Here is a 20,601-nt window from a genome sequence, read left to right on the forward strand (position 1 = left end):
CTCATCTGGGGTGCCCTCCACGTAACTCAGGATGATGTGCTGGCTGATGCGCCGGAATACATTGCCGGACGACCCGTCCTCGCCGGCAATGCAGTGTGTTCAAGCAGGGACGATGTCGGGTTGCTGGATCGACTGCGTCTGCAGATAGTCTTCCAGACGCTGCCGCCCGGCCGCATCGATGCGCAGGCCGAGCTTGCTGCGCCGCCACAGGATATCGTCGGCAGCGACCGCCCATTCGGATTGGCGCAGGTAATCCACCTCGGCCTGATACAGGTCCGCACCAAAGTGCGTACCCAGTTCGGCCAGGCTTCGTGCATCGCCAAGCAGTTGTTCGGCGCAGGTGCCGTAGTTGCGCACCAAGCGCTGCGCGGTGGCGGCCGGCAACCAGGGGCGCGCGCTGCTGACGCGTTCCAGCAGGCTTGCGATATCGCGCTGTTCGCCGCCGGGCAATGCGTCGCCACGTGCGGTCCACGCCGGCTTGCGTGCGCCCAGCGCGTGGGTGAGCCGGTCCACCGCTTCTTCGGCGAGCTTGCGGTAGGTGGTCAGCTTGCCGCCGAACACATTGAGCAGTGGCGCGCCATCGGTGACCACTTCCAGCTGGTAATCGCGGGTGACTTCGGCCGCGTTGTCTTCGGCGTCGTCTAGCAGGGGGCGCACGCCGCTGTAGTTCCACACCACATCGGCAGGGGAGATCTGCTGCTGGAAATACAGGTTCACCGCATCGCACAGATACTGCACCTCGGCGGCATCGATCTTCGGCGCGGCGGGGTCTGCTTCGTAATCCACGTCGGTGGTACCGATCAAGGTGAAGTCGTGCTCGTAGGGGATGGCGAACACGATGCGCCGGTCCGGTTGCTGGAAGATGTACGCATGATCATGGTCGAACAGCTTGGGCACCACGATATGGCTGCCCTTGACCAGGCGCAGCGCGTGTTCGTGCGGCACTGAGGCCACGTTGTCCAGGAACGACACTGCCCACGGCCCAGCCGCATTGGCCAGCGCGCGCGCCTGTACGGTGCGGCGGCGGCCCTCGCGGTCTTCGAGTTCGGCATACCAGAAGCCGGCATCGCGCCAGGCCCCGACACAACGCGTACGGGTGTGGATCTTGGCGCCGCGTTTGGCCGCGTCCATCGCGTTGAGCACCACCAGCCGCGCGTCCTGCACCCAGGCATCCGAATACACAAAGCCAGTGCGCAGCGATTGCTGCAGTGGCGCACCCACCGGATGCGTGCGCAGCGACAACCGGCGCGAGCGCGGCAGGCTGCGCTTGCTGCCGCCCAGATGGTCGTACAGAAACAGGCCGGCGCGAATCATCCAGGCCGGGCGCAGATGCGGCTGATGGGGCAACAGGAAGCGCAGCGGCCAGATGATGTGGGGCGCCAGCCGCAACAGCACTTCGCGCTCGGCCAGTGCTTTGCCGACCAGCGCGAACTCGTACTGTTCCAGATAGCGCAAGCCGCCGTGAATGAGCTTGGTACTGGCGCTGCTGGTGTGCGCGGCCAGATCGTCCTGCTCGCATAGGCACACCGACAAACCGCGCCCGGCCGCGTCGCGGGCAATGCCGACCCCGTTGATGCCGCCGCCGATTACCAGAAGATCGTACATCTCGCCCATCGGTGCCTCCGTCCGGGCGCGCTGATGAGCGAACCCAAGTTGTCATGTTCGAACATATTCGAACATCGAACCTTGCGTAAGCGTGAAGATGCGCGGAGCCAGGCCCGCTGGTCGCAGCTGGAGAAGTTGGCTATCGAGAATGTAATTTAGATGTGATGGTTTACTCGAATTGAGCGGCTCCTTTGGCTTTTGCATAAGAACGCTCAAAAACGAACATCCACCTCAGTTGGCTTCGTCAGCGTCTGCCAAATGCACCCGGGTGCCGGCCTCGGCCAGCACGGCAGCCAACTCCTGCGGCGGTGGCCGGTCAGTGAACCAGTCGTGCACCTGGGCGATGGCGCCCAGTCGCACCATGGCGTTGCGGCCGAACTTGCTGTGATCGGCGGCGAGCAGTACTTGCCGCGAGTGCTCGATGATGGCCTGCGCCACGCGCACTTCCTGGTAGTCGAAATCCAGCAAGGTGCCGTCCAGGTCGATACCGGAAATGCCGATCACCCCGAAATCCACCTTGAACTGACGGATCAGCTCCACCGTCGCCTCACCGGTCACGCCCTGGTCGCGCCCGCGCACCACGCCACCGGCCACGATCACCTCGAAGCTGGGGTTGGCGCTGAGCATCACCGCGACGTTGAGGTTGTTGGTGATCACCCGCAGCCCGCGGTGCTGCAGCAACGCACGCGCAACTTCCTCGTTGGTGGTGCCAAGGTTGATAAACAGCGAAGCATCGTCGGGAATGAAACGCGCCACACGCGCGGCGATATGCTGCTTTTCGCGGGCCTGCAGCGCTTTGCGTGCGGTATAGGCGAGATTTTCCACGCTGGAAGGCATGCTGACGCCGCCGTGATAGCGGCGCAGCACGCCGGCATCGCAGAGCAGGGTCAGATCGCGCCGGATGGTCTGCGGCGTCACCTCAAAGCGGGTGGCCAAGCCTTCCACGTCGGCAAAGCCCTGCTGCCGCACCAGCGCCACCAATTGCTCCTGGCGCGGGTTTAATGCCGGCGCCGGGACAGTCCTGTAGTGAGTCGACTCCATGCGCAGATGATCGCGCATACGCGTGAGGATGCAAACACGGTGGTACGCGCCAGTGGCTGCAGGAGCTGTGGGCTGATTGCGATCACCAGCCTGGTTTAGTGCGCACATGCCGCGCGGTTTCGCGTGAAGCCTGCGACATGCCTCGACTCTGCGAGGTAGAGCGGTCTGAGGCCAGAGCTACGAGGTGAATCAAGCACGCGCTACCGACTCAGATGGTGTGCAAAGCCATACAACCCCAGCCCCGGCAGTTTCACCACGAATGCCTGCGCCGGAATCCGCCCGCTATTGCCGAAGGTTTCGAAGTGCAGCCGCGCGTACGGCCGACCTGCCGCGTGCCAGTGCTGGCGTGCCGCTTCGAGCATGCCGAGTGGTCCGCATACGTAGACTTCGGCATTGGGCGAGAGCCGCGCCAGTTGCGCAGCCAAATCGGGCGGGCCGGCGCTGTCGTCGCAGTTGCAATTGCAAACGCTTGCCCAGCAGCGCTTCCAGCGTGTCGACATAAGCCGTCGCACTGCGTGAGCGGCCGGCGTAGAGCAGGCGAAACGCGGGATGGCGACGCGCCAGCCGTTGCGCCATGCCAATGATCGGAGTGATACCGATACCACCGGCAATCAGCAGAATTTCCTCGCCGCTTTCATCCAGCGGGAAGTTGTTGTTGGGTGGCGACATTTCCACCACATCGCCCGGCGCGAGCGTCCACATATGCAGCGAGCCGCCACGGCTGTCGGGCATCTGCCGCACTGCAATCCGGAAATAGCCATCGGCGCGCGGTTCGCCCACCAACGAATACGAGCGTACATCGTCGCGACCATGCAGCTGCACGCGGAAATTCACATGGCTACCGACCTCGAAGTGGCGCGCGGCGGTGCCAGGATCTAGCATGATTTCGCGCACGCCGGGGCAGGCATCGGCAGCACTGACGACGCGGCCGCGATGCCACTGGGTGTCTTTACGCATGAAGGGCTCCGGGCAATGAGGCGTGCCGGCCCGTGCCGGCAGTAATGGCATTGCGATGAATCGCTGTGATTGAAGGCACGGCTGGCCGCATGCGCTGTGCTCAGCCCACCATGCGCAGCGACAGATCCTGCACGCGTTGTTCCTGCGCGATCAGGCGGTCGATCACGCGCCGCGCCCACATGCCGCCGGCATCGACGTTGAGTTGTAAAAGGCCTGATCCGGGTGCGCGCCGATCGCACGTTGCTGCGCTTCCAGCACCGCCTCGTCTTCGCCGAACACGCCGGTCACCCCTTCGCGCGTGAGCGTGGTCAACGACTGGTCGTGCAGCGCGTAGTTGCGCATGAACGCCCAGAAGTAATGACAGGTGGTGTCGGTTTCGGGGGTGATGGCGTTCAGCACATAGCCGTTGACACCCTGGCTGCGATCGCCCTCCGGCGCACCGGTGCCGGTGATGGCCACGCCCACATCGATAGCAATGGTGCCGGGTGCTTCGAAATGAATAATCTGCCAGCGATCGACCTTGCCGCGGTAGTCCAGATGGCGGGCGATCTGGCTGGCCCAGAACGGCGGCGGATCGATATTGCGCATCCAGCGCGATACGACCACGCTGCGATTGCCATGCACCACGTCGAACGGCGCTTCGGCCACTTCGTCCTGGCCGATGCTGGAGCCGTGCACGAAGGTCTCGTGGGTGAGGTCCATCAGGTTGTCCAGCACCAGCCGGTAGTCGCACTTGGCGTAGATGGTGCGGCCATCGCCGGCCCAGGCCGGGTCGTGCGCCAGTGCAGGTCGGGAATCAGGCGCGCATCGGCCCAGGCCGGGTCGCCCGGCCAGATCCAGACACAGCGGTGCTTTTTGGCAACGGGAAGCTGCGCACGCAGGCCGAGGGGTTGATGGTGTCCTGCGAGGGCATGTGCACGCAGCGCCCCTGCGTGTTGTAGACCAGCCCGTGATGCCGCACACCACATCGTCGCCGCGCAGCTTGCCCATCGACAACGGCACCAGCCGGTGCCAGCAGGCGTCTTCAAGCGCGACCAGCGCACCGGCAGTGGTGCGGTAGACCACCACGTCCGGTTGCAGATCTTGCGTGGGCTGAGCGCGTGCTTGATCTCGTGGTCCCAGACGACGGCGTACCGCGCGTTGAGGGGAAACAGCGGCTTGGACTGCGACATGACCGTAACTCCTGGATGTGTACGCAACCTGGATGCAAGGCGGCATGCGCCGGCCGGCAACTGGTTGGCCGGCATGGCAACGCTGGCGTCTGCTTGCAAATGAAGTTATGTATAAACCGGATACAATGTGGGGGCGTTACGGCCCTGCTGAAATTGTGCGAATATCGATTTGGGGTGCCGATTATCGGATTGACCGACCGACTGGCTGCGCCTACCGTGACCGCACGCTCGCTGTGCTGGAAGGGAATGCAATGGCCGAAATCGTCACTCTCGCCGACGCCGTGTCGCAGCTGATCGCCGACGGCGATTGCGTGGCGATGGAAGGCTTCACCCACCTGATTCCGCATGCGGCCGGGCACGAGGTGATGCGCCAACGCAAGCGCGAACTGCGCCTGGTGCGCATGACCCCCGACCTGATTTACGACCAATTGATCGGCGCCGGTTGTGCGGCCGCGCTGCGCTTCTCCTGGGGCGGCAATCCGGGCGTCGGCTCGCTGCACCGGTTGCGCGATGCGGTGGAACACGCCTGGCCGCAGCCGTTGCAGATTCGCGAGCACAGTCATGCCGATATGGCCAATGCCTATGTCGCCGGTGCATCGGGTCTGCCGTTTGCGGTGCTGCGGGGGTATGTCGGCTCGGACCTGCCGCGCGTCAACGACAGCATCAAGTTCCTGCAATGCCCCTACACCGGCGAAACGCTGGCCACCTCGCCGGCAGTCAATCCCGATGTCACCGTGATTCATGCCCAGCAGGCCGACCGCCGCGGCAATGTCTTGCTCTGGGGCATTCTGGGTGTGCAGAAAGAAGCCGCGCTGGCAGCGCGCAAGGTGATCGTGACGGTGGAAGAGGTCGTCGACACCCTCGACGCCCCGCCCAATGCCTGCATCCTGCCGCGCTGGGTCGTCGATGCGTTGTGCCTGGTTCCCGGTGGCGCGGCGCCGTCGTACGCGCACGGCTATTACGCGCGTGACAATCGCTTCTATCTGGCCTGGGATGCGATTGCGCGCGACCGTGCGACGTTTCAGGCCTGGATCCAGACGCACATTCTCGATACCGACGATTTCGCCGGTTTTCAGCGGGTTTACGCACAGTCGCAGCAGCAGGTGGCCGCATGAGCGCCTACAGCACCAATGAAATGATGACGGTGGCCGCCGCGCGCCGCCTGCCTGATGGCGCGGTGTGTTTTGTCGGCATCGGCTTGCCATCCACTGCCGCCAATCTGGCCCGGCTCACGCATGCGCCGGACGTCACCTTGATCTACGAATCCGGCCCCATCGGTGCGCGCCCGCAGGTGTTGCCCTTGTCGATCGGCGACGGCGAGCTGGCGGAGACTGCAGACACCGTGGTGTCCACGCCGGAAATCTTCCGTTACTGGTTGCAAGGCGGGCGCGTGGATGTGGGCTTTCTGGGCGCGGCGCAGATTGATCGCTACGCCAATCTCAACACCACCGTGATTGGTCCGTACGACGCACCGAAAACGCGTCTGCCCGGTGCCGGCGGCGCGCCGGAAATTGCGGCCAGCGCCAAACAGGTGTTCATCATCATTCGCCAATCCAAACGCAGTTTCGTTCCGACGCTGGACTTCATCACCACGGTCGGGCATCTGGACGGTGGCGATGCGCGGACGCGTGCCGGTCTGCGCGGCGCCGGCCCAACCGTGGTCGTCACCGACCTGTGTGTGATGGAGCCCGACCCCGTGACCTGCGAACTCACCGTGACGTCGCTGCATCCTGGAACAACGCGCGAGCAGGTCAGCGCGGCGACGGGTTGGCCGATCCGCTTCGCTGCCGACCTTGCGCAGACCGCGCCGCCCAGCACCACCGAGTTGGATGCCCTGCGCGCGCTGCAGGCACGCACCGATGCCGCGCATGGTGCCCAGGCAGCGGGAGCGGAGGCATGAGCGAGGTGTATCTGATCGATGGCATCCGCACGCCGATCGGCCGTTACGGTGGCGCCTTGTCCAGCGTGCGCACCGACGACCTGGGCGCGGTGCCGATCGCTGCATTGCTGGCGCGGCAGCCGCAGCTTGAGCCTGCCGCAATCGACGATGTGTATTTGGGCTGCGCCAACCAGGCCGGCGAAGACAATCGCAACGTCGCGCGTATGAGTCTGTTGCTGGCCGGCTTGCCCCCTTCGGTGCCGGGCAGCACGCTCAATCGCCTGTGCGGTTCGGGGTTGGATGCGATCGGCACGGTGGCGCGCGGCATTCGTGCCAACGAACTGGATCTTGCCATTGCCGGCGGTGTCGAATCGATGTCGCGCGCGCCGTGGGTGATGGGCAAGGCCGACAGCGCCTTCGCCCGCACCCAGCAGCTGGAAGACACCACCATGGGCTGGCGCTTCATCAATCCGCGCCTGCAGGCCGCCTATGGCACCGAATTGATGGGCGAAACTGCAGAGAACGTGGCGCAGCGGCATGCCATCTCGCGCGAAGACCAGGACGCCTTTGCACTGCGTAGCCAGCAACGCGTGGCGGCGGCGCAGGCGGCCGGTTTTTTCGATGGCGAAATCACCTCGGTGGCAGTGGCCGCGCGCAAGGGCGGCGATGCCAGCAGCGTCGAATACGACCAGGCGCCGCGGCCCACCACCACGGCAGAGATGCTGGCCAAGCTCAAACCGGTGTTTCGCCAGCCCGGCACCGTGACAGCCGGCAATGCCTCCGGTCTCAACGATGGCGCGGCCGCATTGCTGCTGGCCTCTGCGCAGGCGGTACAGGCGCATCGGTTGACGCCGCGCGCGCGGGTGCTGGGGTTTGCATCGGCAGGTGTGGAGCCGGCATACATGGGCATCGGCCCGGTGCCGGCCACGCAGCGCTTGCTGACGCGTTTGAACTTGCGCATCGAACAGTTCGATGCGATCGAACTCAATGAAGCCTTTGCTGCCCAGGCGCTGGCCTGCACGCGTGCATTCGGGCTGGCCGACGATGCCGAACACGTCAATGCCAACGGTGGCGCCATCGCGCTAGGGCATCCGCTCGGCATGAGCGGCGCGCGGCTGGCGCTGACCTTGTTGCGGCAGCTGGAAGCCAGCAACGGACGGCTCGGGCTGGCCAGCATGTGCATCGGGGTAGGGCAGGGTGTGGCACTGGCGATCGAGCGTCTGTGAGACCAGCTTTTGCAACCTACCTCATCCTTCCCTCGCACCCATGTCGTTGTAGTCGCCTTGCTGCCAACGGAGATGTAAATGCGCGATCCCACCTCTGACGAAACTGCCGTCGCCACCGATCCGCTGCTCGGCTACCGCCGCAGCCGGCTCGGTACGCAGCCGGCGTATCTGCATCCGGCATACGCCTCCACCAGGTTGCGTGGGCCCACGCGTGATCCGATCGATCTGCCGGTCACGCTGTCGGAAATCACCGGCCCGCGACTGGATCGGCTCAGCTTGGGCGAGCACGCGGCGGACCTCACTGCAGGTTTCAGCGGCGCGCCGTTAGGTGAACGCATCATCGTGTCTGGCCGCGTGCTCGACGAAAACGGCAAGCCGGTCCGCAACAGCGTGGTGGAAGTGTGGCAATGCAACGCGGCTGGTCGCTACCAGCACGCAGGCGATCAGCACGACGCGCCGCTGGACCCAAACTTCCGTGGTACCGGGCAGGTGCTCACCGATGAGCATGGCCGCTACAGCTTCAAGACCATCAAGCCGGGCGCGTACCCGTGGCGTAACCACTACAACGCCTGGCGGCCGGCGCACATCCATTTTTCATTGCATGGCGATGGCATCGGGCAACGGCTGGTCACCCAGATGTATTTCCCCGGCGACCCGCTGCTGGCGCACGACCCCATCTACAACTGTGTCGACGATGCTCTGGCGCGCGAACGCATGGTGTCCAGTTTTGATTGGGAAAATGCGGTCAGCGAATATGCGTTGGCCTACCGCTTCGACATCGTCTTGCGCGGTCGCAAACAAACGGTCTGGGAGTGACACGATGAGCCTGCATGCAACGCCGTCACAAACCGTCGGCCCGTATTACCGGCTCGGATTGGAGCCGCTGTATCGCGAACAGATCGCGCCCGCGCAGGCGACAGGCGCGCCGGTGCAGATCAGCGGCTGCATTTTCGATGGTGCAGGCACGCCGGTGGCCGATGCGGTACTGGAAGTGTGGCAAGCCGATGCGGCCGGCATCTATGCGCATCCGGCCGATGCCCGCTGCGAGGCCCACGACCCCAGCTTCGACGGTTGGGGCCGTGTGCCCACCGATGCGCATGGGCGGTTTTCTTTCAGCACCATCAAGCCGGGCAGGGTGGCCGGCCCCGGTGGCAAGCTGCAGGCGGCGCATCTGACCGTCCTGGTGTTCATGCGCGGCCTGTTGCGTGGCGCCTCGACGCGGCTGTATTTCGCCGACGACCCGCAGCTGGGCAGCGACCCGATCCTGGCGTTGGTGCCGGCCGAGCGACGCGCCACCTTGCTGGCCCAACCAGGCGCAGGTGGCGCTTACGCCTGGGACATCCGTATGCAGGGCGAGGCGGAAACGGTGTTCTTCCGCTATTGATCCGTCTGCCGCTGATGAAACACCGTGCGCGTGCCGGAGCAGTACACCGTGCTGTCTGCACGCTTCTGCGTCAACAGCTGGCGGTAGCCAGCTGCGGAAGTACCCGCTGCTGCAAAGACACCACGGCGTGGGCTGCGGGCGATGGACCGCGGCGCGTCACACGCATGCATACGCACCGATGACAGCGCGCATCGTGGCAAATACGCACACGCACTTGGTCGTGCCCATGCTTCCCATCCACACGGGGGGCACCCACATCACCCCGACAGTGGCAGGCGCGTAGGATGCATTGCCCTTTCGTCTAGTTGGCAACCTGGCACATCGGTGCGATGCTGCCGACACGCCTAGAGAGGCAATGCATGAGTGCGACATCTTCGCTGTTGGGATCCTTGTTCGGCGAGCCTGCGTGCGACGCCTTGTTCGACGATGCTGCGCGCGTGCAGGCGATGCTGCAGTTCGAATCCGCGCTGGCGGGTGCGCAGGCGCAGTGCGGGGTGATTCCAGCCGAAGCCGCGCAGGCCATCGCCGCTGCCTGCGAGGTGCGGCACTACGATGTGGCTGCGTTGGCGCAAGCCACAGCATTGGCCGGCAACCCCGCCATTGCGTTGGTCAAGGCGCTGACTGCCCAGGTCGCCGCGCACGACAGCGCTGCCGCGAGATGGGTGCACTGGGGCGCCACCAGCCAGGACGTCATCGATACCGGCACGGTGCTGCAGCTGCGTGCTGCACTCGATCTGCTGCTGCCACGTCTGCATGCCCTGTGTGCCGAGTTGGCCGCACTGGCCGAACGCGAACGCAACACCGGCCTGCCCGGACGCACCTTGTTGCAACAGGCCGTGCCGGTCACCTTCGGGCTCAAGGTCGCCGGCTGGCTGGATGCATTGCAACGCGCGCAGCAGCGCCTGCAGGCCTTACGGAGCGATGCGCTGGTTCTGCAGTTCGGCGGTGCGGCCGGCACCCTGGCTTCGTTGCAGGAGCGTGGCCTGGAAGTGGCGCAGGCGCTGGCGAGCACTCTGGAATTGCCGCTGCCCGCGCTGCCCTGGCATACGACGCGCGATCGCATTGTTGAAGTCGGCTGCGCGTTCGGTCTGCTGGCCGGTACGTTGGGCAAGATCGGTGGCGATGTGGTGTTGCTGATGCAGTCGGAGGTGGGCGAGGCGTTCGAGCCGGCCGCTGCCGGTAAAGGCGGCTCATCGGCGATGCCGCATAAGCGCAATCCGGTGTCCAGCGTGGCAGCGGTTGCTGCGGCCACCCGCGTGCCCGGCCTGGTCGCCACCTTGTTCAGCGCCATGGCGCAGCCGCACGAGCGCGCGGCCGGGCAATGGCATGCCGAATGGGACACCTTGCCGCAGATTGTCTGCCTCACCGCCGGCAGCCTGGCGCAGATGCAGATGTGCCTGTCCGGTCTGGAACTGGACCGCGTACGCATGCGTGCGCATCTGGATAGTCACGGCGGGCTGCTCTACGCCGAGGCGGCGGTGTTCGCGCTTGCGCCGCAACTGGGCAAGCCGCAGGCGCACGTGCTGGTGGAACAGGCGGTGCTGCGTGCGCGGGCGCAGCAGCGGCATTTGCGCGAGCTGCTCGGCGAGGACGCGCAGGTGCGCGCCGTGCTCACGCACGCGCAACTGCAGGCAGTGTTCGATAGCGACAGTTGGCGTGGCATGTCTTCGGTCTGGATCGACCGCGTGCTGGCTGGATCTTCTTCCTGTTGACGGTGCTCAGATGGCTTATCTCCAGTTGCCCACGCATCGCCTGCATTACCGCCTGGACGGCACCGAAGGGCGCCCCTGGCTGACCTTCTGCAACTCGCTCGGCACCGACCTGCACATGTGGGACGTGCAGCTCGACGCCTTCGCGCCGCACTACCGCATCCTGCGCTACGACCGCCGCGGCCACGGTTATTCGGAAACGCCGCCGGGTCCGTACAGCGTCGCCGACCTGGGCCAGGACGTGCTGGCGCTGTGGGACACATTGGAGATCGCGCAAAGTGATTTCTGCGGTCTGTCGATCGGCGGCCTCACCGGCCAATGGCTGGGCCTGCATGCAGCGCAGCGCCTGCGCCGGCTGGCGGTGTGCGCCACCGCGCAGAAGATCGGCAGCGCCGCCACCTGGGAAACCCGCATCGAGCAAGTGCGCAGCGAAGGCCTGCCGGTGCTGATCGACGCCACGCTGCAACGCTGGTTTACCCCGGAATTTGCCATCAGCCACGCGCAGCGCCTGGACATGATCGCCGCCGCCTTCGTGTCCACCTCGCCGGCCGGCTACATCGCCTGCTGCCAGGCGCTCGCAGACGCGGATTTCCGCGGTGCATTGGACGGGCTGAGCCTGCCGCTGCTGGCGCTGGCCGGCGATGACGACCCGGTGTGCCCGCCATCTGACTTGCGCGAGATCGCCTATGCCGCGCCGGATGGTCATTACGCCCAAGTGCCCGGCCGACACATCTGCAACCTGGAATCGCCGGCCGCGTTCAACGACGCGGTGCTCGGCTTTTTTCTCCAGGCCGACTGAGCTCCCCACCTTGCAAGGACACCCCATGCACGAAGACGAACGTTATCAAGCCGGAATGCGTGAGCGCCGGCGCGTCCTTGGCGATGCGCATGTCGACCGGGCGCTGGCCGCGCGTAGCGAATTCACCGAAGAATTTCAGGACCTGATTACCCGCTACGCCTGGGGCAGCATCTGGACCCGCGGCGGTTTGCCGGCGCACACGCGTTCGCTGCTCACGTTGTCGATGATGGTCGCGCTGGGCCACGACGAAGAATTCAAACTGCACGTGCGTGCAGCGCGCAACAACGGCGTGACGCCTGCGCAGATCAAGGAAGTGCTGCTGCAAGCGGCAATCTACTGCGGCGTGCCGGCCGCCAATCACGCTTTTGCGCTGGCCAAGCCGATTCTGGAAGAACAGGCCGCCGAGGCCGGCGCAGCGCCAGCGGCGTAACCCGGGTAAGGTCGTCTTAGAGCGGCGAACAAAACGGCTGCGCTCACCGCGAGGCAGGCGCGTCCGGTGTTCGGTACGGCATGTATCACTGGCACACCAAGGTTGCTGCACGCCGTCCACATCTAACTTGATGACTGCTCGCGACGGTTTGGTTGCGGCTTTACGCCGACACGCACGCAACAACGAGTAACGATCAACCCGGATGCGTCTGCCCGAGCGCTTTCCGACTGCCGCGCGCAGGCGCATTGGCCCACGCGGAATGCATCGATGCGACTCCCCTCTGACCTGTGCCACCCATCACCGCTGCCAGCTTTGACTTAGCGCGCGCAGGTCATGCGCTCCGCAAGCACCGCCTGCGCCAGCGCAGAACGTTGCATTAGCTCAACAAGGTTCCCAACCGCTGCGCCGCCTGCTTCAGCGGTTCCAGCAACTGCGTCTGCATGGTCTGCAGGCTCACCCGCCCTGCCTGAGCGCCGATGTTGAGCGCGGCGATCACCTCGCCGCGCAGGTTACGTACCGGCACGGCGATCGAGCACAGGCCGATTTCCAGTTCCTGATCGGTCAGGCACATGCCTTCGCGGCGCGTGCGCGCCAGCACTTCCAGCAACGCCGAGGCCTGGGTCACGGTGCGATCGGTACGCGGGCGCAAGGTGGTGCGTTCCAGATACGCCTGCAAGGTGTCGCCGGGCAGCGCGGCCAGCAATACCCGGCCCATCGAGGTGCAATAGGCCGGCAGTCGCGTGCCCGGGCGCAGCCCGATCGACATGATGCGCACCGTTTCCGAACGCGCCACATACAGCAGATCGTCGCCATCCAGTACGCCCAGCGAGCAGGATTCATGCAATTGGTCGCGCAGCCCGTCCAGGACCGGCTGCGCCGCTGCGGTCATCGACGAAGAGGCCGCATACGCGCCGCCGATTCCCAGCACGCGCGGCAGTAACACGTAGCCGCGCCCCTGCTCGCCCACATAGCCAAGCTTGGCCAGCGTATGCAGCACCCGCCGCACGGCCGCGCGCGAGATGCCGGTTTCCAGGCTGATCTGCGACATCGTCACTTCGCGCGCGTGCTGGGCGAACACGCTCAGCACCACCAGCCCGCGCCCCAGCGAGGTCATGAAGTCCGGGTCGCCCCGGGCGGCAGCGATCTGCTGCATCAGCTCATGCGGCAGGCCGCGATCGCTACCGGCCGCAAGCACGGCGGCGGGAGGTTTGCGGCGGCTGGAGGCGGGCTCTGGCATAGCAGTGCGGCAGCAGACAGGTGCGTGCATGGTAAACGCTCACGCCATGGCATGCCCCGGCGCACAGTGTGTGCGTCGGGCATATAAGCGCTTCACCCTGCTTGTCGCATAATCGCCGCTGGCTTGTTACGGATCGGTGCTCCTAGTCCATGAAAACCCCCAAGGGCCTGCAGCCGCTGATCGACGACGGCATCATCGATGAAGTGTTGCGACCACTGAAGAGCGGCAAGGAAGCATCCGTCTATGTGGTCAGCACAGGCGCCGACGTTCTGTGCGCCAAGGTCTATAAGGACATGGCGCAGCGCAGCTTCCAGGCGCGCGTGCAATACCAGGAAGGGCGCAAGGTGCGTGGTAGCCGTCAGGCGCGCGCGATGGGCAAGGCCACCAAATTCGGCCGCAAGGAAGCCGAAACCGCCTGGAAGAACACCGAAGCCGAGGTGCTCTATCAATTGATGGATGCCAGCGTGCACGTGCCCAAACCGCGCGGTTATTTCCACGGCGTGCTGCTGATGGACCTGGTCACCGACGAAGCCGGCCACAGCGCGCCGCGCTTGGGCGAAGTGGATCTTGAACCGGACCAAGCCCGTGTCTTCCATACCAGCCTGATCGGTGACGTGGTCAAGATGCTCTCGCTCGGCCTGGTGCACGGCGATCTGTCCGAATACAACGTGCTGGTCTCGCCCGATGGCCCGGTGCTGATCGATTTCCCGCAGGTGGTCAGCGCCGCCGGCAACAACGCCGCGCGCGACATGCTGCTGCGCGACGTGCACAACCTGCGCGATTGCCTCGGCCGTTTCGCACCGGAGCTGCGGGAGACCTATTACGGCGAAGAGATGTGGGCGTTGTTCGAAAAAGGCGAACTGCGCCCGGACAGCGTGTTGACTGGACGCTTCAAGTTCGACACTCGCCGCGCCGATGTGCGCGCCATCCGTGCCTCGATTGAAGATGCACGCCAGGAAAACCTGATTCGTCAGCAAGGCCGTGAAGCGGCGGCGCAAGACGAAGACTAGGAATCGCCCGCAAGCCGACTGCGCCAACCGCCGGGCGCGCAGTCGGTAGCGCATTCGCCGCGGTGCAGTGCAGCAAATATCCAGCTCGCACGGCGTCGCTTATAGCTCGTCGCTAGCCGCCCAATGTGTGCCGCCTTAGCCGGATTGCGCGGAAATTGTGGGTTTGCGCATGAGTCCGCAGCAATCCGGCCAAGCCCGCTGACACTAGTTCGCGATTTAAATAGTGATGGTTCATAGCAATCTGGCAAGCTCGACCATTGTTTACCGGAGAGTTCGTCATGTCGTTTGATCCTGATGTCGTGCGCCTGTTCGCCCAGATTCAACAGGCGGCGCAGCCGCCCATGGAAACCCTGTCGATCGAAGCCGCGCGCGCGAGGATGCGCGCGGTAGGCGCGCGGTTCGGTTTCCCGCGCGTGGAGATGGCCGAGGTGCGCGATCTGCAGGCCGATACCGCCACCGGTGCGGTGCCGCTGCGCTTGTATCGCCCCGCAGGGCTGGCGGCCGACCCTGCGCCGACCTGCCTGTTCGTGCACGGCGGCGGCGGTCTGGTGGGCGATCTGGAGTCGCATGACGATGTGTGCCGACAACTGGCGGCGCGCGCTGGCTGTCAGGTGCTGGCGATCCACTACCGTCTCGCCCCCGAGCACCCGGCGCCGGCCGGCGTGGAAGATGTCATCGCGACGTTGCATTGGTTGGTTGCCCACCCCGACACGGTCGGCGCCGATGTGCAGCGGCTTGCCATCATCGGCGACAGCATCGGCGGCGCCATGGCCGCGGTTGCCGCACTGGCTGCGCGCGACGCTGGAATTGCCTTGCGTTGCCAACTGCTGATCTATCCGCTGACCGATGCACGCGAAGACAGCGGCGTCTATCCATCGCGCGCGCTCAACGCCAATCTGCCGCCACTGACTGCGGCGGCGGTGGAATTCTTCAACCGCCATCTGCTGCCCGACATGGCAGTTGCCAACGACTGGCGTGTCTCGCCGATGCTGGCGCCGGATGTCGCCGACGTTGCGCCTGCGTTGGTGGTGGTCTGCGACCGCGACATGCTCTACGACGAAGGCTGCGCCTATGCCGACCGCCTGCGCGCCGCCGGTGTGGAGGTCACCCTGCATAGCTTCCCAGGCATGATCCACGGCTTCGTCAACCTGGGCAGCATCTTGCGCGCTGCCGGCGAAACGCTGGACCTGGCGGCATTGACGCTACGTCAGCGCCTGCTGCCGGCGATCGAGCGCAGGGCCGCCTGACGACCTGCGGTAGCCGTGCAAAAGCAGTCGCTGCCGCAGCATTGGCGAGTTGATCCACCGCCCGATGCGTTTGTCACCAGGGTGGCTAACAAAACGTAGCGAGCAGTTGCGCCCGCCTTGGTCGACTCAGATCGCCGTTGCTCGTCCAATTCTTCGGGAATCGGGACATGTCATCGTTCGCGACGACTCGAAGCGGCGACCGCTGTCTCAGTGGAAGGCATTGCAGACGGTCGCTGACGACGGGCAGCGACCGTCGCGTCCTCACGCCACCCGGCTGCGCCGCGCACGCTCCAGATGCACCAGCAGCAGCGAGATCGCCGCCGGGGTCATGCCGGGAATGCGTTGTGCCTGACCGATATGCTGGGGCCGCACGCGCTCGAGTTTCTGTTGCACTTCGATCGACAGGCCGCGTACCACGGCGTAATCGAATCCATCGGGGATCGGCGTGGTTTCGTGACGCTGCTGGCGCGCGATATCGTCGCGCTGCCGATCCAGATAGCCGGCGTACTTGACGCTGATCTCGACCTGCTCGGCCACCTGCGCATCGTCCACGCCCGGCCCCAGCGTCGGCACCCGCATCAAGGTGACGTAGTTGAGTTCGGGGCGCTTGATCAGGTCCAGCACGTTGGTTTCGCGGCTGACCGTCACGCCCAGCGCGTCGGCGACCTCGCGGCCCAGCGCATTGCCCGGTGTCGCCCAGAGCGTGGACAACCGCGCCGTTTCGCGCTGCACGGCCTCTTGCTTGGCCGAGAACCGCGCCCAGCGCGCGTCGTCCACCAGACCCATCTCATGGCCGACGCCGGTCAACCGCGCATCGGCATTGTCCTCGCGCAGCTGCAGCCGGTATTCGGCGCGGCTGGTGAACATGCGATACGGCTCGGTGGTGCCATGGGTAATCAGATCGTCGACCAACACGCCCAGGTAGGCTTCGTCGCGACGCGGCGACCACGCCGGCAGCCCCTGAACGTGGCGCGCTGCGTTGAGCCCGGCGAGCAGACCCTGTGCAGCGGCCTCTTCGTAACCGGTGGTGCCGTTGATCTGCCCGGCGAAGAACAGCCCGCCCACCGCCTTGGTTTCCAGCGAGGCCTTGAGCCCGCGCGGGTCGAAGAAGTCGTATTCGATGGCATAGCCGGGGCGGGTGATATACGCCTGCGCAAAGCCATGAATCGATCGCACCAGCGCCAGCTGCACGTCGAACGGCAACGAGGTGGAGATGCCGTTGGGGTAGATCTCGGCCACTTCCAGACCTTCGGGCTCGACGAAGATCTGGTGGCTGGTCTTCTCGGCAAAACGCACCACCTTGTCTTCGATCGACGGGCAGTAACGTGGGCCGATGCCTTCGATCTGCCCCGAATACAGCGGCGAGCGATGCAGCGCGTTGCGAATGATCTCGTGGGTTTGCTCGGTGGTCTGGGTGATCCAGCAGCTGACCTGACGCGGATGGTCGCTGACCTGGCCCATGAACGACATGACCGGCAGCGGGTCGTCGCCGGGTTGTTCGACCATCACGCTGTAGTCGAGCGTGCGCCCATCAATGCGCGGCGGCGTGCCGGTCTTGAGCCGGTCGATCGCGAACGGGCGCTCGCGCAGGCGCGCGGCCAGCGTGGTGGCCGGCGGGTCGCCCATGCGCCCGGCCGCGTACTGGGTTTCGCCGACATGGATCTTGCCGGCCAAAAACGTCCCGGCGGTCAGCACCACCGACGGCGCTTCGAAGCGCAGCCCGGTTTGGGTGATGACGCCGCGCACGCTGTCGGCTTCGGAGGTGCCGTTGTGGATGATCAGATCGTCCACTGCCGCCTGGAACACGGTCAGGTTGGGCTGGGCCTCAACGATGCAGCGGATCGCATTACGGTACAGGTTGCGGTCGGCCTGGCAGCGGGTGGCACGCACCGCCGGCCCCTTGGAGGCGTTGAGCGTGCGCCACTGGATGCCGGCCAGATCCGCGGCGCGTGCCATGGCCCCGCCAAGCGCGTCAATCTCCTTGACCAGATGGCCCTTGCCGATCCCGCCGATGGCCGGGTTGCAGCTCATCGCGCCCACCGACTCGATGTTGTGGGTGAGCAGCAAGGTGCGGGCACCGGCGCGGGCAGACGCCAGGGCGGCCTCGGTGCCGGCATGGCCGCCGCCGATCACGATGACGTCGTAGCGATAGAAAGAGTCGGACATGGGCGTGGACTAAGAGCGGAAAGGAAAAAACGGCCGCAGAAGTATCGGCTGAAGGGCGGTTGAGGTCACTCATTCACTGAAAATGTGATGTAAGTCACAATTCAAAGTAGTGACCCTCAAGTTGGCATGTTTCGTGCGGATATTCCTACTGCACCCGTCGTGGCATTGCGACATGGGCGCAAAGGCTGGAATTGGAACAGGGGCCAACCGCGCGTGCGATGGGGTAGCGTAAGGGTCGGTAGTCGGGGGACTGCCGACCCTTAATTTTTTGCGAATTGGCCGCGGTCTGGCCCGCTTCCGCTGCAGCATCTACCGCAACATCGAACAAAAACAGAAAGCCCCGGCATGCCGGGGCTTTTTGCATTGTAGGCGCCGATATCCGACAGGGCCGGAACAGGGGGGATCCAGATTTCCCTGCCGGAAATCGACATAAGTCGGTCAATGGGGCGGGCCGGTCAAAACATGACGTGGCGGGTCACACAGAGCACCTAGCTTGCGGCCAACCGTTAGCTGAACGCAAGCCCCCAATGTTACCAATTGTGGACCCTGTCGCAGTCAGGAACTCAAGGAATCTGCTCACGCGTGTTGCGCGGTGCTGTTTGCCGTTGGATCTCGCGTATAACCCGCGGTGGTGCCCCAATACGCGGCTGTGCACCGGTTGCGGGCGGGCGATTGGGCTGTTGCGGACGCGAGCCACCCGGGCGCTGCCCGTTATTGAACGAGCCGTTCGGGCGTGGCGGGCGGTACTGCGGACGGCGATCATACTCCCGGTAGTAATAGCCGCCGCCGCGGTAGACCGGGTACACCGGGTAGTCGTACAGACCGATCGAACCAGCACCGTAGCCGTACGGCATTCCGTAAGGGTTGCCGTAGTAGTACGGGGAGTAGCCGGGCGGATAGCGATACTGCACGGCAGGTGCACCACGGTAATAGCCGCCCGACCCAGCGCCGGTGTAGTCGTAGGTTGCGCAGCCGCCCAGGGCCAATAGCCCGGCGGCGAAGATCAGACGGAATTTCATGAATGGTGCCCTCCTGCAACCATGGTGTCACTTTCGAGCCGACGCATTGAATCGGTCCTTAATTGTGCGGCAATGTGGCGCTTCGTCATCGATCCAGCATGCGCGGCGGCAGTGCGTGCGACCCGTGAAGAGGGGGCGATACGTTAATCTTGCAGGCATGATCGAGACGGTTCCTCTTGCCCATTCCGACGTCCTGCAGGCCGCTGCGCGGATCGCGCCGCACTGCGCACCGACACCATTGCTGACATCGCACAGCCTGGATGCGCTCAGCGGTGCGCAATTGTTCTTCAAGGCCGAGCATGTGCAGCGGAGCGGGGCCTTCAAGTTCCGCGGGGCCTGCAATGCCGTGTGGTCGCTGCCGGACGAGCTGGCTGCACGTGGGGTGGTGACGCATTCGTCCGGTAACCATGGCGCAGCGCTGGCGCTGGCCGCACGCACGCGCGGCATCGGTTGCCATGTGGTGGTGCCTGAAGGCGCGGTGGCCGCCAAACTGGCCAATATCTCCCGGCACGGCGCCAGCTTGTGGCGTTGCGCGCCGACCATCGCCGCGCGTGAACAGCTATGCGCCGAGGTGCAGGCCAGCAGCGGTGCCACGTTGGTGCATCCGTATACCGATGTCGCGGTGATCGCCGGGCAGGGCACCGCCACGTTGGAATTGCTGCATCAAAGCGGTGGGCTGGACGTGCTGGTGGCGCCGGTCGGCGGCGGCGGGTTGGCGGCCGGTGCCGCACTGGCGCTGCGCTCGGCACCAAACTGCGCGCTGGTGCTGGCCGAGCCGGCCGGTGCCGCCGATACCGCGCGCTCACTGGCGGCCGGGCAGCGCCTGGTCGATTTCGTGCCGGACACTGTGTGCGATGGCCTGCGCGGCACCTTGGGCGCGCCCAACTTCGCGCTGCTGCAGCACGCCGGTGCGCAGGTGATCACGGTCGACGATGCCGCGGTGGTGCAGGCAATGCGGCTGGTTTGGCAGGTGCTCAAGCAAGTGGTCGAGCCATCTTCGGCGATCACCCTGGCCGCGGTGTTGGCCGAGCCGGCACGGTTTGCCGGGCGCCGGGTGGGGCTGATCCTGTCTGGCGGCAATGTCGATCTGGATGCGTTGCCATGGGCCGCGGCGTGAGCAGGCGTTCGCGCGGGCTCGGCCTGTGGGGCTGGGGCTGGCGGTTGTGCATGCTGGCGCTGATCTGGCTGGTGGCGGTGGCGGGCTGGATCGTGTGGATCGGCGACCGCGATCAGGCCGCGCCGGCCGATGTGATCATCGTGCTGGGTGCGGCCGCCTACGATGCGCGCCCGTCGCCGGTATTCGAAGAACGTATCCGGCATGCGCTGGATCTTTATGCGCAGGGCTATGCGCCACGGCTGTTATTCACTGGCGGCTTCGGTAACGGTGCGCGCTTTGCCGAATCGCAGGTGGCTCGACGCTACGCGCTGCGCCACGGCATCCCGCCGGAAGCCATCGTGATCGAAACCACATCGCGCACCACCCGGCAGAATCTGGAGCAGGCGCGCACGCTGATGGAGCGGCACGGCATGCATCGGGCGATCATCGTCAGTGACCCACTGCACATGGCGCGCGCGCTGCGCCTGAGCCAGGAACTGGGCATCGACGCGCTGGCCTCGTCCACGCCGAGCACGCGCTTTCGCAGCTTCCACACCAGTTGGCGTTTCCTGTTGCAGGAGGTGTATTACTTCCACCGCGATCTGGTGGTGCAAGGGCCGTGAC

At 65.3% G+C, this 20,601-nt stretch carries 17 protein-coding genes and 2 pseudogenes; 12 read left to right on the top strand and 7 right to left on the bottom strand.

The features are described from left to right. Positions 1-99: 99 nt before the first annotated feature. The 4 genes and pseudogenes from glpD to KWO_RS01665 form a co-directional block, all read right to left on the bottom strand. On the bottom strand, positions 100-1,614 hold the full coding sequence (gene glpD, locus KWO_RS01650; RefSeq protein ID WP_010368984.1) for a glycerol-3-phosphate dehydrogenase: 1,515 nt from the start codon (positions 1,612-1,614) through the stop codon (positions 100-102). A 222-nt stretch (positions 1,615-1,836) separates the two neighbouring features. Then, entirely contained in the window at positions 1,837-2,664 is an 828-nt protein-coding gene (locus KWO_RS01655) for a DeoR/GlpR family DNA-binding transcription regulator (RefSeq protein WP_017113344.1), read from the bottom strand. A gap of 212 nt (positions 2,665-2,876) precedes the next feature. Then, positions 2,877-3,603: pseudogene (locus KWO_RS01660) on the bottom strand (ferredoxin reductase); the annotation flags it as partial. Between the two features lie 100 nt (positions 3,604-3,703). Further along, positions 3,704-4,775 (bottom strand): annotated as a pseudogene (locus tag KWO_RS01665) (aromatic ring-hydroxylating dioxygenase subunit alpha). Positions 4,776-5,026: 251 nt separating this feature from the next. Between KWO_RS01665 and KWO_RS01670 the strand changes: the two are divergent. The 8 genes from KWO_RS01670 to pcaC all read left to right on the top strand — a co-directional run bounded on the left by KWO_RS01670 (position 5,027) and on the right by pcaC (position 12,202). Beyond that, on the top strand, positions 5,027-5,890 hold the full coding sequence (locus KWO_RS01670) for a CoA transferase subunit A (RefSeq protein ID WP_010377286.1): 864 nt from the start codon (positions 5,027-5,029) through the stop codon (positions 5,888-5,890). Continuing rightward, positions 5,887-6,675, top strand: coding sequence for a CoA-transferase subunit beta (locus tag KWO_RS01675; RefSeq protein WP_017113347.1), 789 nt, complete (start codon positions 5,887-5,889; stop codon positions 6,673-6,675). Before KWO_RS01670 ends, KWO_RS01675 begins: the two co-directional genes overlap by 4 nt. Beyond that, positions 6,672-7,880, top strand: a complete 1,209-nt coding sequence (gene pcaF / locus KWO_RS01680; RefSeq protein ID WP_010377293.1) for a 3-oxoadipyl-CoA thiolase — start codon at positions 6,672-6,674, stop codon at positions 7,878-7,880. Before KWO_RS01675 ends, pcaF begins: the two co-directional genes overlap by 4 nt. A 78-nt stretch (positions 7,881-7,958) precedes the next feature. Further along, entirely contained in the window at positions 7,959-8,696 is a 738-nt protein-coding gene (gene pcaH / locus KWO_RS01685) for a protocatechuate 3,4-dioxygenase subunit beta (RefSeq protein WP_017113349.1), read from the top strand. A gap of 4 nt (positions 8,697-8,700) precedes the next feature. Beyond that, positions 8,701-9,264 carry a protocatechuate 3,4-dioxygenase subunit alpha gene (pcaG, locus tag KWO_RS01690; RefSeq protein WP_010377301.1) on the top strand — a complete coding sequence of 188 codons (564 nt, stop codon included), beginning with the start codon at positions 8,701-8,703 and terminating at the stop codon, positions 9,262-9,264. 359 nt (positions 9,265-9,623) lie between these two features. Next, a complete protein-coding gene (locus KWO_RS01700; protein ID WP_017113350.1) occupies positions 9,624-10,976 on the top strand; it encodes a 3-carboxy-cis,cis-muconate cycloisomerase in 1,353 nt (450 codons plus the stop codon). A 10-nt stretch (positions 10,977-10,986) separates the two neighbouring features. Continuing rightward, positions 10,987-11,772 (top strand): 3-oxoadipate enol-lactonase, encoded by a 786-nt coding sequence (gene pcaD / locus KWO_RS01705; RefSeq protein ID WP_010377308.1) that lies wholly within the window; start codon positions 10,987-10,989, stop codon positions 11,770-11,772. Between the two features lie 25 nt (positions 11,773-11,797). Beyond that, a complete protein-coding gene (pcaC, locus tag KWO_RS01710; RefSeq protein ID WP_010368967.1) occupies positions 11,798-12,202 on the top strand; it encodes a 4-carboxymuconolactone decarboxylase in 405 nt (134 codons plus the stop codon). A 376-nt stretch (positions 12,203-12,578) separates the two neighbouring features. Here the strand turns inward: pcaC and KWO_RS01715 are convergent, their stop codons facing one another. After that, positions 12,579-13,439 carry an IclR family transcriptional regulator domain-containing protein gene (locus KWO_RS01715; protein ID WP_010377310.1) on the bottom strand — a complete coding sequence of 287 codons (861 nt, stop codon included), beginning with the start codon at positions 13,437-13,439 and terminating at the stop codon, positions 12,579-12,581. Between the two features lie 149 nt (positions 13,440-13,588). On the opposite strand from KWO_RS01715, the gene KWO_RS01720 reads away from it, so the two are divergent. Together KWO_RS01720 and KWO_RS01725 are read left to right on the top strand one after the other, a co-directional pair. Next, positions 13,589-14,449, top strand: a complete 861-nt coding sequence (locus KWO_RS01720) for a PA4780 family RIO1-like protein kinase (protein WP_010377312.1) — start codon at positions 13,589-13,591, stop codon at positions 14,447-14,449. A 278-nt stretch (positions 14,450-14,727) separates the two neighbouring features. After that, complete coding sequence (locus KWO_RS01725) at positions 14,728-15,696, top strand: alpha/beta hydrolase (protein WP_010368960.1); 969 nt, start codon at positions 14,728-14,730, stop codon at positions 15,694-15,696. 261 nt (positions 15,697-15,957) lie between these two features. Here the strand turns inward: KWO_RS01725 and mnmG are convergent, their stop codons facing one another. Then, entirely contained in the window at positions 15,958-17,862 is a 1,905-nt protein-coding gene (gene mnmG / locus KWO_RS01730; protein WP_017113351.1) for a tRNA uridine-5-carboxymethylaminomethyl(34) synthesis enzyme MnmG, read from the bottom strand. A 563-nt stretch (positions 17,863-18,425) separates the two neighbouring features. Further along, positions 18,426-18,881, bottom strand: coding sequence for a hypothetical protein (locus tag KWO_RS01735; RefSeq protein ID WP_010368954.1), 456 nt, complete (start codon positions 18,879-18,881; stop codon positions 18,426-18,428). 157 nt (positions 18,882-19,038) lie between these two features. On the opposite strand from KWO_RS01735, the gene KWO_RS01740 reads away from it, so the two are divergent. Continuing rightward, positions 19,039-19,998: a pyridoxal-phosphate dependent enzyme gene (locus KWO_RS01740; RefSeq protein ID WP_017113352.1), complete on the top strand. Its 960-nt coding sequence runs from the start codon at positions 19,039-19,041 to the stop codon at positions 19,996-19,998. Continuing rightward, the gene (locus KWO_RS01745; RefSeq protein WP_010368949.1) at positions 19,983-20,600 is read left to right on the top strand and encodes a YdcF family protein; all 618 of its coding nucleotides are present in this window, start codon (positions 19,983-19,985) and stop codon (positions 20,598-20,600) included. The genes KWO_RS01740 and KWO_RS01745 overlap by 16 nt, the downstream gene beginning before the upstream one ends. Position 20,601: the final 1 nt, after the last annotated feature.

The sequence above is a fragment of the Xanthomonas vasicola pv. musacearum NCPPB 4379 genome (genome assembly GCF_000277895.2).
In the GTDB taxonomy this organism is placed as follows: Bacteria; Pseudomonadota; Gammaproteobacteria; order Xanthomonadales; family Xanthomonadaceae; genus Xanthomonas; species Xanthomonas vasicola.

Coding starts and splice junctions, on each gene's coding strand:
- glpD (WP_010368984.1), bottom strand. CDS start 1,614: ATGGGCGAGATGTACGATCTTCTGGTAATCGGCGGCGGCATCAACGGG.
- KWO_RS01655 (WP_017113344.1), bottom strand. CDS start 2,664: ATGCGCGATCATCTGCGCATGGAGTCGACTCACTACAGGACTGTCCCG.
- KWO_RS01670 (WP_010377286.1), top strand. CDS start 5,027: ATGGCCGAAATCGTCACTCTCGCCGACGCCGTGTCGCAGCTGATCGCC.
- KWO_RS01675 (WP_017113347.1), top strand. CDS start 5,887: ATGAGCGCCTACAGCACCAATGAAATGATGACGGTGGCCGCCGCGCGC.
- pcaF (WP_010377293.1), top strand. CDS start 6,672: ATGAGCGAGGTGTATCTGATCGATGGCATCCGCACGCCGATCGGCCGT.
- pcaH (WP_017113349.1), top strand. CDS start 7,959: ATGCGCGATCCCACCTCTGACGAAACTGCCGTCGCCACCGATCCGCTG.
- pcaG (WP_010377301.1), top strand. CDS start 8,701: ATGAGCCTGCATGCAACGCCGTCACAAACCGTCGGCCCGTATTACCGG.
- KWO_RS01700 (WP_017113350.1), top strand. CDS start 9,624: ATGAGTGCGACATCTTCGCTGTTGGGATCCTTGTTCGGCGAGCCTGCG.
- pcaD (WP_010377308.1), top strand. CDS start 10,987: ATGGCTTATCTCCAGTTGCCCACGCATCGCCTGCATTACCGCCTGGAC.
- pcaC (WP_010368967.1), top strand. CDS start 11,798: ATGCACGAAGACGAACGTTATCAAGCCGGAATGCGTGAGCGCCGGCGC.
- KWO_RS01715 (WP_010377310.1), bottom strand. CDS start 13,439: ATGCCAGAGCCCGCCTCCAGCCGCCGCAAACCTCCCGCCGCCGTGCTT.
- KWO_RS01720 (WP_010377312.1), top strand. CDS start 13,589: ATGAAAACCCCCAAGGGCCTGCAGCCGCTGATCGACGACGGCATCATC.
- KWO_RS01725 (WP_010368960.1), top strand. CDS start 14,728: ATGTCGTTTGATCCTGATGTCGTGCGCCTGTTCGCCCAGATTCAACAG.
- mnmG (WP_017113351.1), bottom strand. CDS start 17,862: ATGTCCGACTCTTTCTATCGCTACGACGTCATCGTGATCGGCGGCGGC.
- KWO_RS01735 (WP_010368954.1), bottom strand. CDS start 18,881: ATGAAATTCCGTCTGATCTTCGCCGCCGGGCTATTGGCCCTGGGCGGC.
- KWO_RS01740 (WP_017113352.1), top strand. CDS start 19,039: ATGATCGAGACGGTTCCTCTTGCCCATTCCGACGTCCTGCAGGCCGCT.
- KWO_RS01745 (WP_010368949.1), top strand. CDS start 19,983: ATGGGCCGCGGCGTGAGCAGGCGTTCGCGCGGGCTCGGCCTGTGGGGC.